Genomic DNA, 18780 nt, shown 5'->3' with positions numbered 1-18780 from the left:
AGCTTTCATTCAAGTCGTCTATATATGGAAAAATTTTGAATAGTCATAGGGTTTTCTTACTATCACTGGTTTACGTACCTATTTTTTCTTGTTAACTTGACGGCTATGGAACCTGTCCCCACGTCCCCTCATGAAAGGCGGCGAATACGTGGAGTTCATACTATTATTGACGGCATCTCTCATTCCCTTGTTTATTACTGCAGCCATCTTGTTCTATTATAATTCGATACTAACCAGAGCTCTTTCCATGTTCCTTGTAACGGTTTCATTTTGGCAGGCAGATATTTCTTTTTTATATGCAGAGCCGCTGTTTGGCGCCGACACTGTTGATATTCTGTTTCGCGCATTTCGAATCGGAACCATTTTTGTCATGCCAGCTGTCTATTATTTTTCCTATCTGCTAGTCAAGGAAGCTGCCCAAAGCAAATTCGTTCAAAGAATGAATAGGTTCGGATTAATATTTTCCCTCATTGTTAGTGTTCTAGTTTATGCTGTGAACCTTACCGATTTAGGAATTGCTGGGTATGCCCACATTAATGCAGAAAAATTTTCGCCTTCCTATTTGCTTCCTTTATACGGGGCTCTTAGCTGGACGTTTAAAATCGATGTCGTCTTGGTTTTTGTTAATTCAATTTATTTGTTAATCATCACTTTATGGCTCAAAAATGTTCGATCTCGGAAGTTCCATCTGACATTGGTACTTTCCTCCCTGCTCATCTTTATTAACGGCGTACTTAGTGGATTTTTTGTAATTCCTTTATACTTCTCCAGTTTAAATACAATATTTATTGCCATGATTTTATTTATAGGATTTTTTCAAATGCAATCGTCGCAAATGAAGAAAATGAATCGCAGATTAGAGCGCCAATCAGGACTGCTTCAATCAATTATGCAAATCAATCCACACTACTTATTAGTCCAAGACAAGAAAAATCGCATCGTAGAGGTGAATGACGCTTTTTGCAGCCTTTTTCTTATCACAAAAAAAGACATCATTGGAGAAGAATTTTCATTCGAACAGCTGGAAATGCCGGAATCTGAGTATGAAGGAATTCATTACTTAAAGGATGAAAGAGGGAAAAATCACTTGATTCGATGGGAAAAAAGGGTTCTTCATGATTACTATGGAGATTATTACACCATTTATTTTGGGGTGGATGTAACAGAAGAAAAGCAAAATGAACAGTTGCTCATAGCTTCTGAAAAATACAAAGTTCTAGGGGACATGGCCGCAAGTGTTGCACATGAAATCCGAAACCCTTTGACGACTATCCGCGGATATTTTCAATTGTCGCATGAAAAAGCACCAAAATCTCCCCTTCAATCGATCGTGATCGAGGAAATTGATCGGATCAACGAAGTATTGAAGGAGCTGCTGCTGCTTTCAAAACCACAGGCACAAGTTGGACCCGCGAAGTTAAGCGACCCAATTGGAATTATTCACGAATCAAAAAATCTTCACCTTTTGTTTGAGGCAATGGCAAATAAACAAAACAAAGAGATCATTTTGGAAAACCGTCTGCCTTCAGAACAATGGATACGGATGGACCAAATGCACTTTAAACAGGTCTTTATAAATATTGTGAAAAATGCCTTAGAAGCAGTTAAGGAGAAGGGGAAAGTGAAAATTATTCTCGACTCAAACCAATCCTATTTGAGAGTAAGAATCATCGACAACGGAAATGGCATGACTAAGGAACGACTAGCCAAAATCGGCCAACCCTACTTCACAAGCAAGGAAAAAGGAACCGGAATTGGATTGACCATCTGCTACAAACTCATCAAAGACACCAACGGGGAAATCACTGTCAAAAGCAAACTGAACCACGGGACAACAGTCACCTTTCTGCTTCCGCGAGACAGAGGGACAGGTTCCTTGTCCCATCAATAAATAAAGGGGATCCCGATAGAATCCGGGATCCCCTTATTATTTACCTCCTGCGTTCGAACTCGGGACAAGGAACCTGTCCCCAGCGTCCCACACGTGGTCTTCTATTTTATATTAGCTTGGATTTCTCCAACAGTCTCTGGATGATGACTGCTGTTTCTGCCCGGGTGATTGGAGATTTTAGGTCGAGCATTTTATTGCTTCTTCCATTGATGAGCCCCGCTTGAACAGCGTCTGCGATGCTCTTTCCTTCCCAAGCTGCAATGCTGTTTGCATCACGGAATTGGCTTAAGAATTTTTTCGCTGAACTGCTCTCAAGATTTCCTTCCAACTCCACAACAGCCATCGCCCTCGACAGGATGATCATGGCTTGTTCACGGCTGATTTTTTCCTCTGGGCGGAATGTTCCGTCCTCATACCCGTTAATCAGGCCATATCGATAGGCTGCATGAATAACGGAATCATCCCAGCTGCCATTCTTGACATCCTTGAATAGGGATTCCCCGCTTTCAAGCTTCAATCCCAATCCACGGACCAGGATAGCTGAAAACTCCGCTCTCGTGATATCGCGTTCAGGCGCAAACAGTCCGTTTACATCACCATTAATGACAAATCGGGAACCCATATCATTGATTGCTGATTTGGCCCAATGGCTACTGACATCCTTAAACTCAATTGGATGGTAGATAAGGGAATACGTACTATTGGTCAAGCTATTTACGACCGCATAATATTTACCTTGGTTCACCGCCACTTTTGTTGGAACGTGGCGAACCGTTCCATCTGGTTCCACAACAATACCAGTGGTGATTTTTGATGGATCGATACCATCAGGAAGCGCAATTATTCTTTCGACATATGATTGGAAATCAGACACGTCAACTGATTTGTTATTGTACATTCCTCTTATAGCAAAATTCACAGCAGGTGCAGTTAGTTCGAAGCCGTTATTATCCCCTGCCTCTTCTACGAATTTCGCCATTTCAGTAGGAGTATTCGAAACTTCTATTTGGATTTTTATGTCCTTTAAAGAAATCTGCTTTCCAAACTCATCTTTCAAATTATCAAGGTTAAGCTGATGAGCAGACAATGTATATGATGCACGATCGGACTGGACTTTTAAAATGGCTTCTTTCTGCTGCATATGTGAAATCATTTCTGCATTCAGTTCACCAATAACGACGTCTGTTCCTTTTTTTACAGGGATCGTAATAATTGCATGTTGCCCTTCTTTAGCAAGCTTTTCATCCAGTTTAGCCTGATCCATTGCAATGGTCATGACAGACTGGTGATTCCTAACAGAAGTTGAGGACGTTCCAATTTTCTCAACCTTGCCATTCACTAGAATGTCGACTCCTTGATCCGGTACGTATGGTGCCTGTGGTACAACTGGATCTGTTTCAATAGATTCTGTCCCGCTTCCTGCTTCATTGACCGCTCTCACTTTAAATGTATAGGAATTCCCATTGGTCAACCCCGTCACACTAACAGAACTATTATCCGTTCGAATGACAGTATTTCCAGGATACGCAATGACTTCATAGCCTGTAACTGGCCTACCGCCATCATTTTCAGGAGGTGAGAATGAAATTAACGCTTTCCCGTTTCCAGCCTCAGCCTTAACATTCACCGGTGCACCCGGTGTCGTGAATGGGATAGCGGATACTTCATCTGAAGCTGCACTTTCTCCTGCGTCATTCACAGCTTTTACTACAAAATAATAGGCTGTTCCATTCAGCAGACCTTCTGAGTTATAGCTATCTGATTGCCCATCCACCGTACCAGCAAGCGTCCAAGATGTCCCGGAAACTAAGCTGCGATAGATGTTATAGGCGTCTGCTCCATCTGCCTTCGTCCAGTTCAATAAAGCATTCCCGTTTCCAGGAACGATAGAAATCTGATTTAGAGCTGCAGGTGCCACGACGGCCTGGATCGTATAGGTTTTCGTCGTCATTCCGTCTTGTGCCGCCACTGCGATAGTGATTCTATTTGTGCCCGGAACTAATGAAATAGGGTCCGAAGGTTGTCCGGACGACACCACTGCCCCGTTCACCGTTAATGTCGCATTCACATCTTCAAGAGAAGGCGTCACCGCCAAGCTGTCTATTCCATTTGCCAAAAAGACAGAGTAGTTGGCTACATCAGGGCTGAATGCAGTATTCAGAGTTCCCTGATCCAATACTAATCCACTCAAATTGGCGTTGCTTGACACCGCTCGGTTTACAGTAATGGTGTAGGTTTTAACTGATCCATCTTCTGCTTGAACTGCTACACTAATCATATTTTTTCCTACTTGAAGTGAAATAGGATCTGATTCCGAACCGCTTGTAACAGTCACATCGTTCACCTTAACCGTCGCCGTTCCGTCAGCTACTGTTGGAGTCACTTTGATGTTTGTTGTTTCATTTGGAACAGCCACTGTGTAGTCGGTGGTCCTTGGCGTGAATACTGGGTCAAGTGTTCCGCCATTTACGGTTAAATTGCTTAAATCTGCATTGCTTGATGCAGCTCGGTTTACAGTTATCATGTAGGTTTTTACTGTCCCGTCTTCTGCAGTTACCTCCACCGGGATAGCGTTCTGTCCAATATTCAGTACAATCGGAAGTGATACTCCCCCACTTGCCACCGGTATCCCGTTTACTTTTGCGACAGAAGCACCATCAGCTGTGGTAGGACTGATAAGAATACTTGATATACTATGACCAACATCTGTTGAATAAGATAATTGGCTGGATGAAAATACCGGATCCAGCATTCCCTCACTCAATGTCAAATTGCTTAAATCAGCATTGCTGGACAAGGCGCTATATATCGTAAAGGTATACGTTTTCGTCGTTCCATCTTGTGCCGTAACCACAATAGTGATGATATTTTGACCCGGCTGCAAATTGATGGACTGGGATGCTGCACCACTTGAAGCAACCACTCCGTTCACGGTTACAGTCGCTGTTCCATCCGCTGTTGTAGGGGTCACATTGATACTAGTTACTCCACTTGGCACATAAGCAGTGTATTGGGTCGTTCCTGCCGAAAATTCCGGATCTAACATGCCGCCATTCACGATCAAATTGCTCAAATCTGCGTTGCTCGACTGTGGAGCTGCTACAGTCACTTTCACAATATCACTGGTTATTTGAGCCGTTTGATTTCCGGTTGCACTGATATCCGTATTCGTCACGACCACATAATAATATCCTTCATTATTACTTGATGCCAACATGTTATAGAAAGGATCAGTTGCACCAATAATCATAGTGCTGCCATTTGTGCCAGCCGTATCATTTCGGTACCACTGGTAGCTGAGCGTGCTGCCGGTCGCCCCTACACTTAGCGTAACCGAATCTCCCTCGTTCACATTCTGTGGCTGCGGCTGGAGATTAATGACCGGTGCGGCAGCGTCTACCAATGGCGGTGGTGCATCGGTTCGGAAATTCACCGCATTAATGTTATCAATATCAATCGCCGTCACTAAATCCGGCTGAGAAGAGATGATTTGGATAGTATCGATCCCTTGAAAGGCGGGTGTAAGAGTTACGGTTTTCCATACTCCCCCTTCACCAAAGGAAGGGAAATATTCTACGGGCTGTGATGCTCCGTTTACAGGTAAACCATTTTTAAAACCGACAATGGTAAAAGTAATAGGGTTATTCAAAGTTCCCATGTTGAAATCATAGCCAAGGTCAATTGATTTCAAATCAAAAACCTTTTTGTCATTTGATGTTAATACAACTGAACGTATAGTATAAAAACCACTATTAGAAGCGGCGTAAATAAACCCACCGTCAGTCCAACCGGGATAATTCTCCCCTGCAATGACACAAGTATCACCGACTGCACCATCGGCATATGTATTAGCTGTGATATCCCACCCATCAATATTTGCAGCAGTAAAGGATCCATTTCCAATGTCGCTTGCCGCATATTCAATGTAATACCCTTCTGGAATGTTGTTAAAAGTCGTAATCCCATCAACCGGAGAGCTGCTGACTTGAGCCATAACAGGAAGCGCCGATTGACCAATCATCAGAAAAATTACCAGCCAAACAGCAATCCGCTTTGCACCTCTTCCATTTTTCTTTCGAAACCATCTCTTCATTATTCCCATTTTCATAAGTCTCCTTCATTGGTGCATATCAACTTCATTTATTGATAAAACATCATTTCTAAATCAGTGATGTATATAAATCTCCTTTCTCACATCATTCACAACTAGTAAAAAAGAACTATTACTTTATTTATTTCGGATGGAAGAATGAAAAATGAAGAGGGGTGAAATAAAAATTTTTGGGATGTAAAGTCCCGGTCAGCTGCTACCTGATTAAGCCTGAGAAACGTCCCCCTAATAGAGACAGAGGGACAGGTTCCTTGTCCCACCCATAATAAAGGGGATCCCGATATTAGCCGGAATCCCCTTATTATTACTTGCGGTATTCGAGAAATGGGACAAGGAACCTGTCCCCATCGTCCCATCACTTCGAGTAAAACGCCTGACAATTAGACGACACATCTCCCGCAGGACCATATATTTTTTCAATGGCTTCAACGGTTCTTTCCTGCGTTTTGTCCATCTTGTGCTCTCCACGTTTATCTATATAGTCAAATTTCGAAAGGCAATGGATCATCTCAAAGAATTTATCTAATCCGTTAGTCTCTATTAAGTAGTTGAATAGCAAGAAGCCATCACGATACATAGATCCTTCCGGGTCGGTGTAGTCTATATTTCCAAGTTCTTCTATCGTTTTCACGGATTTCTTTTTCTTAAGAGATAATGTTGTCATTTCTTTCGCCCTATTTGGATCAAACTGGACCTCTCCGTTTTCATCCCGATAAACGGATATTTCTAAATAAGACGCGAACCCTTCCTGGATGTAGATGCTTGCATTATCGTTTGTCAGGTCTCCAAGCATTTTGTGTGTTAATTCATGGGTCAAGAACCGGAATATTTCTTTTGTGAGCTCGGTTGTAATTTCGATGGACTCCCCACCTTCATTCCATCCTGCTAAAGATACCCAAGGAACGGTCGCAGAAACCTCTCCAGGAGTCGGATAAAGTTTAATGGAAAGCGGACCTGGATTCCAGGAGAACTTCTTCTTATAATAGTTCACTATGTCAGTTGCATCCTTTAACGTCTTCTTTGCCGCCTCTTCCTCCCCTTGATTATAGTAAACCGTGATGTTTTCCGTCTCAGACTTCATTTCTTCAAATGGAACATCATTCAGAACCCACTTATCGTTCACTCTTATTGTCTGGTACTTGATATAATTCGTGGAAGAGCCATTACCAGGTGTTGTCATATCTACTTTAAGAGTGACGGTTCCCGTTGTATCTGTCTCCTTCTCAAAATTCTCAAAATCCACCGTTAACGAAGACCCTTGCCCTTTTTTAAAAATCGCCTCTTCTATCCATCTTTTTTGTTCCTTATAAAAAATAGGATTATTCTCATTCTGATAACTCATAAATACCGCTTCATCGTTATCATTAACGGATTTGATCATTTGCTTGAAATCCCTTTCCGGAGTCCCTTTTTCCACAATATAATCCGGGCTTTTCTGGTGGTCCTTCTTTTTTCTCCACCACCGTTTTTTGTTCATCCTTAGGCTTAGTAGCAGCATGTTCATTATCCTCGCTGCATCCCGCCAAGAAAAAACAAATCAACAATGTCATCCACCCTAAATGATCTAACCTTCTCATAAACATCCCCCCGCCACTACTATTCTCCCTATCAATCTGACAATCCTTTTAATAACCATTTTTTGTTAAAAAGCAACAAGTGGCCGCTCACAAAAAAAATTTTTATAACTGCTAAACCTTAGCAACCAACTACCGATATATCAGAAGAGAGAAATAGTACATTAGTCCTAATATTTCTATATTGATTTCGGAGGATCATCTATGAAAAAACAAACAATAGCTGGCTTAGTAGTGGGGGCGGCTTTACTAGCAAGTCCAGTACTGCCATCTCAGGGGTATGCATCGAGCAGCAGTTTTACAGATATTGAAAATTCCTATGCGAAAGATGCGATAATCTCCCTTCAGCAAGCGGGTATTATTAATGGGTTCGGCAATGGGAAATTCAATCCCACTGGGAACTTAACCAGGGAAGAGTTTGCAAAAGTATTAGTACTGGCAAATGGACTGGATACTTCTAATCCTCCCAAACAAGGTACTTTTAGCGATGTAACTACATCTAGCTGGGCCTACTCGTATGTAGAGGCGGCAGTAAAAGCCGGCTATATTAATGGCTATACAGATGGGACTTTTAAAGGGGGCACTAACTTATCCAGGGAGCAAATGGCAGTTATGTTCGTAAGGTCGCTAGATGTTGACGTAACGGGGTATGGCTCAAAGCTGACATTTACGGATAACGGAAGCATTTCTAATTCCTATAAAGATGCTATCGCGTTTTCGGTAGAGGCTGGTTTGATTTCGGGGCAAAAGGATGGGAAGTTTGATCCTAAAGGCAACGCTACAAGAGAACAGGTGGCTAAAGTGGCGTCTTCTTTTATTAAGGTGAAGGAGGATATCAAAAAACCAGCACCGGCTCCCGAACCCGATCCAATACCAACACCAACACCAGTAAGGAATCATGCTCCTGCTTCCAGTTTAATTGAGGCAAAATCAATTACTGTTAATCATCAACATGTAAACATACTTGATGCTTTCAGTGTATTTACAGACCGCGACGGCGATGCATTAACATTCTCCGCCACTTCATCCAATATCGATGTCGCTACAGTTGCTCTTGAAGGTAATGATCTGTATGTTTCTGGCCTTGCAGCCGGCATCAGCACTATAACTTTGACAGCAAATGACCATAGAGGCGGAACAGCAACAGCTTCATTTGTCTTGACAGTGTCATTGACTCCTCAGGAATTAGCTATCAAAAAAATAGAGGATGTCACGACAGATGCAAACGGGATTACATTAACAGACATTAATACCGCTATTAATGGAGAAAGTGCCCTTGTAGAAAATATGGAAATATATCGCAAAGCTTTTATAGATGCTGCCGATACCGATCTAAATTCTGCAGAGAAAATCAACACCATTATAAACAGCATCAATAAAATGTTTACGTTAATTTCTTCAGGTGTAACGGCAACAACTGTAGATCACCTTTCCTATCATGTGTATATTGATGGAAACCATTTGGATTCTGAAGAAGTAAAAAACACATGGGCAACAGCTATATTCACCTATCATTCAGAGGGAACGAGTGCTTCCATTTATGAGGATATGAAGGGTGCACCAGCGTTAGATCCTGAGTTAGGATATTTCCATTCCAAATCTAGCAGTGGATTAACTGATTTCACCGGCGCAGGTTTAGATGCATCAAACGACATCGTCATACTATTCCTGGATGAAGACAAAAATGTAATCGGCTATGCCCCATTGAGTGAAAACGCTGTGAGGCCACCGAGTACTAACTCAAAAATCGAATTAAAGAATGACCAAGAAGTGATTTCTTCATTTTCAGAACTTGGCGATGATGCGTATGAGATTAGTATTTCAAAAAATACATCAGTGAATAACTTACTTGCTTCATTTACAGCTGAAGATAATTCACATCAGATATACGAAGTCTTTGATGAGCTATTTGATTCCTATCAGGATGACAATAACATCATCTCTAAAGGTTCTGTTTTATCCGTGACTGCTGAATCGGGGGAGGTAAGTTACTACTTTATCAATCTAGTTCCAGAGATCAATCCCGCTTGGAATGCACCAAGCTTTACAAAAGATGTTGACGCACCGTTGAGCCTTTCAGGATTATTTACGGATGAGGATAATGATGATTTAACGTATTCAATTGAAGCATTAGATAAAGATATTGCAGACATCTCTGCTGGCGAAGGAACATCCCTGCCGACTATCCATCCGATTTCTGGTGGAACTGCCCACTTTACTGTGAAGGCAAGCGACGGACGCGGCGGGACAAAAGAAGCTACTATCTCTGTGACAATTGAAGCACCGGTAATCCCTACATTCTTTGTAACAAGCATCGATTTTAAAAACGGGACTGGAGTGGCAGGTCAATTTGACGACAATGACGAACTCGTCATTACTTTTTCCAAGGAAGTAAATCCTGCAACAATTAATGCTTCTCTTACGAAAGGCGGAGAAATTGCCCCGGGGAGTTCATTTTATTTAAAAGCAGACCAAATATCCGACACCCTATGGTTCGTAGACCAACAACAGCCGTCCTCCTATCATATAGGAACATTTAATGTTGTTGATGTTGTAATCGGGGGATATGGTGCTGATGGAAGCATTCGCAAAATCACACTGGATCCTACCGGTAAAATTCTTACTTTCCAATTTTACAATATACTTCACGATCCTTATGCAGACGCATCTGATAGCACGTACATCGAATTTACACCAGACCCACAAATCAAGGACATTAACGGAGAATCAATTGCGACAAGTATAAAAGTAAGAGAAGCAAACGGCAGCAAACATTATTAATCTTTGAAAGTGAAGCAGCGGGACGATTCCGCTGCTTCTTTGTATTCGCAACGAAACCATCAGATCGGTCCCATGATTCCTTATATTGTCCACTGCCCGCTGACAAGTGCAACGGTTTTCCATTCTCCCTTACTGTCTTTCTGGAACACAATATATAGGCTAGACCAGTCCATTTTGGAATTCTGTTCGGTACCCGGATGATAAAATTCGACTACATGGGAATTTGGAAATATGTCTTTAATGTTGATTGGGATGTTGCCCCGTTGTTTAAGATCATCAAAAGTACCTTTGTCCGTGTTCGAAAAGTCCTGATATCTCTGGAAATACTCTTTCGGCGTGGAGTTCATCGGTTTTCCGCTTCCATCTTCATTTCCCCACACAATAGTCTTACTCATCTTCAGCAGACTCGGGATCTCCTCTTTTTTAAAGACCACCGCGTCATCTGAGATGTGTTCGTATGGGGAGATGAGAAGGCCTTTTTCAGGGTGGACATAGTTTGCCAACGTGGCCATATCTCCCTTCACTAATGCGTTTCGTACATAGGTCGCCCGCTCCTTGATTTGTTCCGCCATGCTTTCATTGTTACCAAAAAGCGATGTGAATTCACCAGTGGCAGGGTTCACTTTATACCAGCCGTAGGTCGCGGTATGAGTGGTCTGGCCATCTTTTATCCAATCATAAACGTGTACTACATATTGATCTTTTTCCATGTGATCGTACTCTACGATTGTACTCTGTTTGATTTCATTTCCAAGCCGCTGCCTGACTATTTCCTCCGCTTCGTTTTTAGTCAGCTTCTGTATTTTGACACTTGAAATCTTATTCACAATCCAGTGATCCCCCTCGTACTTCAGCTCAAAGGTATACTCCCTGTTGCCTGTGAGGTCACTGATTTGTCTTTGAACCACATGATAAGTTGTAGGGTTCAATCGCTTGAATTGATAGTCTGTATCAGGTTCCAGCCAAGACGGCGGTTCGGTGGCTATCATCTTGGGCTTCCCATCATACATCTCGAAGAAAACGTTTAAATACGATTGGGCAAGATCCTCGGACATGACTGTTTTAAAATGGGCTAATAGCGCATTTATTGTATCGTAGTTTTTAACTATTCCACCTTTACCGGTTTCAACCATAAATGTATTTTTCAATTTCTGAAGAACTTCTGCCGCTTTTTCCTTAGACAAATCCATATTATCCTGGCTATCTTGGCCGTCAGGTGCGGCCGAAGATTGATCATCATTTGTGCCACCCTGATCTTCCACTTTGGATGGATGATCCTGGTTCGTCTGTTTTCCACTTGCTGTGTCATGGGGCTTATTCTTCTCATCCGTTTGTTGGTGCTCAGCACGATTTTGATTATTTTGGTTATCGGTTGCTGCTCCATTAGAGGAACACCCCGCAAAAAGTGCAGCCGCAGCGCATGAAATGAAAAGTGTTCTTATTAAAGGTGTGATATTCATCAACCTTCTCCTTTCTTGTTACTCTTTTGTTCTGACTTACCGAGAAATCTTTATAACACTATGACGAAATAAACCACATAAATGTCTCACCTACAAACAAATTCTTCCTTTTTAGGTACAGAGGGACAGGTTCCTTGTCCCAGCCATATAAAAGGAGACCCCCATTTAAACCGGGATCCCCTTATTAATTCCTGCTGCATTCGAAAATGGGGACAAGGAACCTGTCCCCTTCGTCCCCAAGAACCGCCCCTATGCTTCCACCTTTCTTCCCCCAAACAAGGATTTTCCTACTTTTTGTCGAAAACAAATTATATCAGGGAATAAAAGGAAGTAGGAGTCAGTATGTGGGAATCTATCCAGAGCTTGTGCTTACATGTGGTATTCATTCTTTTTACTATCTTAATCTATCAAGTCTTTTTCTATGAAAGAGAAGAGAAACGGAAAAGGGTCCGTTCCAAGTTTTTTGTATGCATGCTGGTGATATTAGTGTTTACGATGAGCCAACCGGTTCTTTATTCAGAAGTATACAAGTATGATTTTAAGGTTGTCCCTATCATCCTGTCCTTTTTATACGGAGGCAAAAGAGCGGGATTTGCAGCTGTTTTCGTCCTGCTCATAACCGGACTCTTCACTGGACCTAAGCTTGTTATTCTAGCTGGGAATTATACTATATTTTGCTTATTGCTGATGTCTATAACCAATCTGTTTAATCGTTATCGAATAAAAGGTAAAGTCATTGTGATCAGCTTAGTTTATCTGATGATCCCAATTACAAGAGGAATCTTTCTCATTGTAAAAGGAGACATTCCTCAAATCATATTTGAAGTAAGTTCCTCTTCTATTATTTTAGCCACCCTTATCGCTATCATTTATTTAATTGAAAATATGAATGAACAAATGGAGATGAAACAGGAGTTGATCCTTAGGGAAAAGATGGATGTTGTCAGTCAACTGGCAGCTTCTGTTGCACATGAAGTCCGCAATCCGATGACTTCCGTTCGCGGGTTTATGCAGTTAATGCAGAATGAAAGGTTAACAGAAAAGCAGGATATGTATATCAACATTTCCATAGAGGAGTTGGACAGGGCGCAAGGAATCATCAATCAATATCTGGATCTCGCTAAGCCCCAAACCAATCCCCATGAGACCATTGATTTAACATCCGTCATCCACCAATCGATTAACGTCATGCAATCATACGCTGTTTTGAACAGCATACATATCCAACATGAAGTGGAACCATCTCTTGAAATCGTGGGATTTAAACTAGAAATCCAGCAGGTGTTGATCAATATCATCAAAAATGCGATTGAAGCGATCAAAAGTGAAGGAGAAATCCGGATTTCAGCTGCCAAGCAATCCAATGGCATTATATCCATTCTGATAGAAGATAATGGAGCAGGAATGACCGAAGACCAAATAAAAAAACTTGGGAGCCCCTATTACTCTACCAAAGAAAAAGGAACTGGATTGGGACTGACCTTATGCCATCATATCGTGAAGCAGATGGGTGGCCATATCATCATTAAGAGTGAGTTGAATAAAGGGACATGCTTTAACATAAAGCTTCCATCTGGAACATAGGGACAGGTTCCTTGTCCCAACTATAATAAAGGGGATGCCGAAATATACCGGCATCCCCTTTTTGTTTCTTTCGGATGTTCATATCCACCGAAACACAATCTTCACCCAACCCACTACCGCCATCCACAACGGAAGGCTCAACGCCACTCCCCATGTCAGTCCTTTAAAGAAATTCCCTTCCCTATCGCTCATCGGAAACACCTCTGCCTATATAAGATCGCTAGGTGCATATATAATCGCTTGTCTACTCATTATAAACAAAACGTATCGCCAACGATGTCGGAATGAGCTGAGGAAACCGAACAAATATCTACAATTTTTTACCGTTCTAGGTTACTCTTCAGCATCTGGGACACTTTTTCCCTTTCTTCATCTGGAACGGTCAGATAATAGATTCCATCAATCTTGCCGCCTTGCCCTTTCACTTCATACTGCTCAATGTTTGCCCGGACATCACGATAATTCTTTTGGATGTCCATCATGTTGTCGAATGTCAGGTTTGTCTGGACATTGTCGCCAAGTATATGGAGAATGTCATCGTATTTACCCACTGATGTTATGCTTGCTGCTTTCATAAGGATGGCCATGACGATTTGCCGCTGACGCTCATTGCGGCCAAAATCTCCATTTGGATCATCATGACGCATCCTCACATATCCCAATGCCCTTTTCCCATTCAGCTCCAATTTTCCTTTTTTGTAATGGAATCCATTTGGACCTCCCTCATACCAATCCAACGCATTCTCAACCGTCACTCCGCCGACTGCATCGACCAACTGGCTTAATGCTTCCATGTTCATCTTAATGAAATAATCGATCTTGATCCCGGTAAAATTCTCTACGGTTTCGACTGACATGCTTGGACCGCCAAATGCATAGGCATGATTGATTTTATCTACGGTGCCGTGGCCAATAATCTCCGTCCGGGTATCACGAGGGATACTTACCATCTGCATCGTTTTTTTGCTCGTATTCAATGTCGCGACAATCAATGTATCCGATCGTCCGCTATCACCCTTCCTTTCATCCACGCCAAGGAGCAAGATTGAAATCGGATCGGGACCTGTACGCTCAGGCTGATCTTCACTTTTACTGTTTCCTCCCCCGCTGATATTCGGCTTTTCATGAGGAGTCGAAAGTTTCAGGGGCTCATGCATCTGATCTGCAGATGCCTTCACGGTGTTAAATAAATAGCAGGCATATCCTCCCCCCGCCAATAGAAAAACACCAATGATGCTAGAAATGATAATCAATAGTTTTTTCTTCACGTTTCTTTTTCCTCACTTCATAAAAAGTAGATTCTCTAATATATGAATATGCCTCTCCACCACCGAAATCAATGAAGAACATCCTCCCTCCAGTCGTCTAGTGAAGCTATTATACTACCAAGAATTAAGCCATATTAGATTTTCAACAAAAGAAGTGAAGAAGCGACAATACCTTGCAAAATCAGCACTTTTCAAGTCTTGAGCAAACACCAAAAGGCCCTCACTCCACCTTCAGAGTAAGGGCTATTTTATGCTAGAAATGTTCTTATTATTAAATTGTGTCACATCTTTATTTGAGTAAATCAGTGCTCAGCCCGAAAGATGAACAATGCCAATTCTCCTCGGGTCACATACGAATCCGGCGCAAAGGAAACTGTGTTCTTTCCGTTAGTGATACCTTTTTTCTTCAAGGCTCTAACTGCAAGATCATACCGCGAAGGAACATCCGTAAATCTCATTACCGTTCCTTCGCTCGATAAGTGATACGCCCTTTGCAGCATTAAAGCCATTTCACCACGTTTGACAAAGTCATTCGAGCCAAAATTGGAGGGTGATTTTCCGGTGATGATTCCAGCCTGCTGCAGCGCATTGACAGAACCTCTTGCCCGAAGTGGAACATCAGTAAATGGGGAATCATCTCCCTTTGAAGTATCTAAGTTCAGAATATTCGCCAGCCAAATGGCTGCATCCCCCCGCTTAACGGAGAGATTGGTCCCAAAGCCTTTACTCGATACACCCGTGGTCACCCCTTTTTCTAATAAATACGTCACGCTTGGCAGATAATCTTCTGGTACATCGGAGAAGTTGCTTTCCGCATGGAGTTTAAAGGTATACATACCCGTATCGTCTTTATAAACATTCGGAACAAAATAGTATGTCCCCTTTTTTAGTTCAATCGTACTCGAAAAAGGGTCAAAGACGCCAACCTTCCCCATGCTGCCTTTTCGATCCATTATCATATCACCTTCATTCATCAGATCATATCCAACCCGTTCAGATGAAAAGTCAATGGTCAGCAGGCCTGTATACTTCATTTCGAATTTGTAATAGTCGGTCAAATCATGAAAACTGAGAAAACCGATATGGGTTTGATTATCTACTTCGATTTCCTCCGCGACAGCTTTTATATCATTCGGTTCTTTCTCCTGATAATGTACCGGAGTGAAGGAAGCACTCAACTCGTATGGACCTTGATAAAGGATGGAATCATTTCCGGAATAACGGATATAATACGTTCCTGCTTTCAGATCCGTATGGCGTGTCCAATTCCCCGTGATCCCGTTATTCTGTCCAATGGTATCCCAGTATATCTCTTTCCCAGACCCATCGATTAACTGGAATAGCCCTCCCGGCCCTGGAAAATCCGTTTTAACATTAAGAATAAGACGCCCTGATTCAGGCAATTCCACTTTATAATAATCAATTCTATCATTCCAACTGATAAAGCCTTTAACTGGAGACTGATTAAGAACTACATTCATTGAATCATTAATGGTCTGATTCGGTTCTTTTTCATTATTTCCTGCCCCTGAAAAATCTACTTTGACATTGAATTTACCAGTATCCGTATTCCCTTTCCCTATAATAAGTGTATATTCTCCAGGCTCTACATTCATGGAATCCTTCCACACAACAGGAGTATCCGGTGCACCATTGAAAATCCGATGATTTTGCCAGATGAACTCCCCGTCCGGCGCCCTCAAGGAAACCGTTACATTCGAAAAGTAAGCATCGATATTCACCGTTAATTTTCCGGCTGCAGTTAAATTTATTTTGTAGCTGTTTCCTGTGTTATCAGCTGTAATTGACCCTTCAACAATTGACCCAATCGGCAGGTCAGTTTGTGCATTCGCAGATATCGGAATGAATATAGTCAGCAATATAAGAACTACCCCAAAGAAAAACAATTTATTTCCCATTATTTTTATCCCCTTCAAATATTATCCTGGTGATTATACCATTAGAAGGGAGTATTTCCTCTATGAAAATATTGGTAGCCATATTTAGGAGGTCAGAACTTAATATACTAATCTAAAAGTTAAAACCCTTACCCAGTTACTTTAGCACTTTGCAGTACTGGGGGTCAGGAACCACTTCTATCCACAAGGACAAAAACTTTCAGTTCTCGGAAACTAGATTATAGATTTGCGAAGGATAATATACCCATCATCACGAACTAGTTCATTCCATTCATTTGTAAACAAATTACCAATTGGTGTTTACAGGATAAAATTCTAGATTTATTATTTTACTGTAATACTTACCAAAAATTGATAGGAGGAACAAGGTTGAAAAAACTATTAATCGTATTAGTATCTATAATTTTCTTCGGATTACAGATTGCTGCTCCTAGTCCAACAAATGCTGCGACTACATACTCTGCATTCGAAGCATCAAAAATTGTTTTCCAAGAGCACTTTATCACAGGGAATCATTTGCAAGATTCACGTTTGAAAGCTCCTCATAGTGGCGCTAATGAAATGAGATTAGCAGAAGACGCTGCCTTTTTAAGTGTATATACTTATCAAGCTAAGCAAAAAGGGGATTCAACTTATACTTCTGCACTATCAGAATTAAATAAATCAATCGCTTATTTGTATAGTAAAGTATCAACAAATGAATCTCAGTTTAAAAATGCTTTTCAAGCACCTGGCACAGGATTAATTCTTCAAGCATCAATAATGATGAAAAAGTTTAATATGAGTGATTTATCCGCTGCTAGACAAGATCAGGTAAACTACCTTTATAATAATACGAAAAGCTGGTTAAACAGTGCGTATAATTCAACAGCATCTAATGGATATACTTTTAGATACAATGTAGAACATCAAATCACAACTGGTTCAGGTGAGAATATTAAAGCACCATTTGCAGTTAATATTTTAGCAATCTACGCTGGAGCACTCGCTCTAGACTCAGATTTCTTATTTAAAAATTATGGGGTGAATAGCCCAACTGATTACCCTTATCGAAATGACATTGCTAATATCGGAAATTATTTAAAAGCAGTTGGATTTGGAGATTATTCAACAGAAGGCAGACTTACCAATGTTGGCGGTGGCCGTGATGGTGTAGGAACTGGATATGCTACTTGGGTAGGCCTAGGCTTATCCCAAATTGCACATGGAACCGTTTATACTCAATATTTTTCCCAAAGACCGAGCTCAACGTTTATGACAGAAGCCGAAGCCGTTACTAAAGGCATGCAGACTGTTTATGCAAACAGAAGCAATTCATTAATCCCAAGTGGATTTTATGGATTTGCACAGTCTTCATTGACCGATGCTACTGATGTAAGAGCAGAATTATATGCTCTTGCATGGACTGGGGATCAAGGAGCTGTAAACTGGATCGACAGCATAAATGGATTGGTCTACACTAACTCATCAGAAGGACCGGTTATTTGTAGAGTAGCAGCATCAGATGTAAATGATGGAGACACTTCTGAAACTAACTTCCATAGAGCTGTATCTGGATTGACTGCTGGTATGTTAAATGGAGTATCGTTCAATAATTAATAAAAATGGCCATCAACATTTTGAAATGTTGATGGCCATTATTTTATTGATGAAAGAAACACAGGGGCAATTCCCAGGTTTTGCATATTAGAAAAGAAGAGGCCTTGACCTCTTCCACCCTACCTAAACGATTTTCATTTTTCGTCTTTCATCATGGAATTAATTTATAACACTAACCAATCTTTTTTAATAAACCAAAGCTTTTTAGAATCTCAATGAACTCTATAGGTTAATTCTAATGCGAATATATTTCCTGCACTTATATTGATTAATAAGTTGAAAATTCAGAATATGACACCTCTTCCTTTTTATACCTTTATTTACTTTTTCACTAGGCGAAAGTATTGAAACGAAATAAATTCTGTTTAGTCTTATATGTGGAAAACTGTTAATTCTAGTTTAACGTTTACACCTGCCCTCTAAATAAGATGGACAGGTTCCTTGTCCCAATCATTAATAATGTGATGTGAAGTTAGTGGGATTTCCCCAGCTACTTCAGCTTCTAATGAAGCGGCCTCCCAACTAATTAAAATATAATATCGGTGCGTCTGACCCCCTTCATTATAAAATGCTACATTAATTGGATACTATCT

10 protein-coding genes are annotated in these 18780 nt (G+C 41.2%); 4 read left to right on the top strand and 6 right to left on the bottom strand.

Features of this window, described 5'->3' with window-relative positions:
• The first annotated feature begins 148 nt into the window (after positions 1 to 148).
• Positions 149 to 1891 (top strand): ATP-binding protein, encoded by a 1743-nt coding sequence (locus DFR59_RS12605; RefSeq protein WP_158538379.1) that lies wholly within the window; start codon positions 149 to 151, stop codon positions 1889 to 1891.
• Positions 1892 to 1997: 106 nt separating this feature from the next.
• Here the strand turns inward: DFR59_RS12605 and DFR59_RS12600 are convergent, their stop codons facing one another.
• The 3 genes from DFR59_RS12600 to DFR59_RS12590 form a co-directional block, all read right to left on the bottom strand.
• Entirely contained in the window at positions 1998 to 5993 is a 3996-nt protein-coding gene (locus DFR59_RS12600; protein WP_158538378.1) for a cadherin-like beta sandwich domain-containing protein, read from the bottom strand.
• Between the two features lie 364 nt (positions 5994 to 6357).
• The gene (locus DFR59_RS12595) at positions 6358 to 7383 is read right to left on the bottom strand and encodes a hypothetical protein (RefSeq protein ID WP_114746004.1); all 1026 of its coding nucleotides are present in this window, start codon (positions 7381 to 7383) and stop codon (positions 6358 to 6360) included.
• A complete protein-coding gene (locus tag DFR59_RS12590) occupies positions 7367 to 7579 on the bottom strand; it encodes a hypothetical protein (RefSeq protein ID WP_114746003.1) in 213 nt (70 codons plus the stop codon). The genes DFR59_RS12595 and DFR59_RS12590 overlap by 17 nt, the downstream gene beginning before the upstream one ends.
• Before the next feature lie 201 nt (positions 7580 to 7780).
• On the opposite strand from DFR59_RS12590, the gene DFR59_RS12585 reads away from it, so the two are divergent.
• Entirely contained in the window at positions 7781 to 10357 is a 2577-nt protein-coding gene (locus DFR59_RS12585) for an S-layer homology domain-containing protein (protein WP_114746002.1), read from the top strand.
• A gap of 80 nt (positions 10358 to 10437) precedes the next feature.
• Here the strand turns inward: DFR59_RS12585 and DFR59_RS12580 are convergent, their stop codons facing one another.
• A complete protein-coding gene (locus DFR59_RS12580) occupies positions 10438 to 11817 on the bottom strand; it encodes a hypothetical protein (protein ID WP_114746001.1) in 1380 nt (459 codons plus the stop codon).
• 342 nt (positions 11818 to 12159) lie between these two features.
• On the opposite strand from DFR59_RS12580, the gene DFR59_RS12575 reads away from it, so the two are divergent.
• The gene (locus DFR59_RS12575) at positions 12160 to 13401 is read left to right on the top strand and encodes an ATP-binding protein (RefSeq protein WP_114746000.1); all 1242 of its coding nucleotides are present in this window, start codon (positions 12160 to 12162) and stop codon (positions 13399 to 13401) included.
• Between the two features lie 320 nt (positions 13402 to 13721).
• Here DFR59_RS12575 and DFR59_RS12570 read toward each other — a convergent pair whose 3' ends face one another.
• Both DFR59_RS12570 and DFR59_RS12565 read right to left on the bottom strand, forming a co-directional pair.
• A complete protein-coding gene (locus DFR59_RS12570) occupies positions 13722 to 14669 on the bottom strand; it encodes an LCP family glycopolymer transferase (RefSeq protein ID WP_114745999.1) in 948 nt (315 codons plus the stop codon).
• Between the two features lie 302 nt (positions 14670 to 14971).
• A complete protein-coding gene (locus DFR59_RS12565; RefSeq protein WP_114745998.1) occupies positions 14972 to 16588 on the bottom strand; it encodes an S-layer homology domain-containing protein in 1617 nt (538 codons plus the stop codon).
• Positions 16589 to 16957: 369 nt separating this feature from the next.
• On the opposite strand from DFR59_RS12565, the gene DFR59_RS12560 reads away from it, so the two are divergent.
• Complete coding sequence (locus DFR59_RS12560; protein ID WP_114745997.1) at positions 16958 to 18187, top strand: hypothetical protein; 1230 nt, start codon at positions 16958 to 16960, stop codon at positions 18185 to 18187.
• The last annotated feature ends 593 nt before the right edge of the window (positions 18188 to 18780 follow it).

This window comes from Falsibacillus pallidus, assembly GCF_003350505.1.
GTDB lineage: Bacteria > Bacillota > Bacilli > Bacillales > DSM-25281 > Falsibacillus > Falsibacillus pallidus.
The sequence above is the reverse complement of the archived record's forward strand: the minus strand, read 5'-3'. Positions and strand labels throughout refer to the sequence as shown.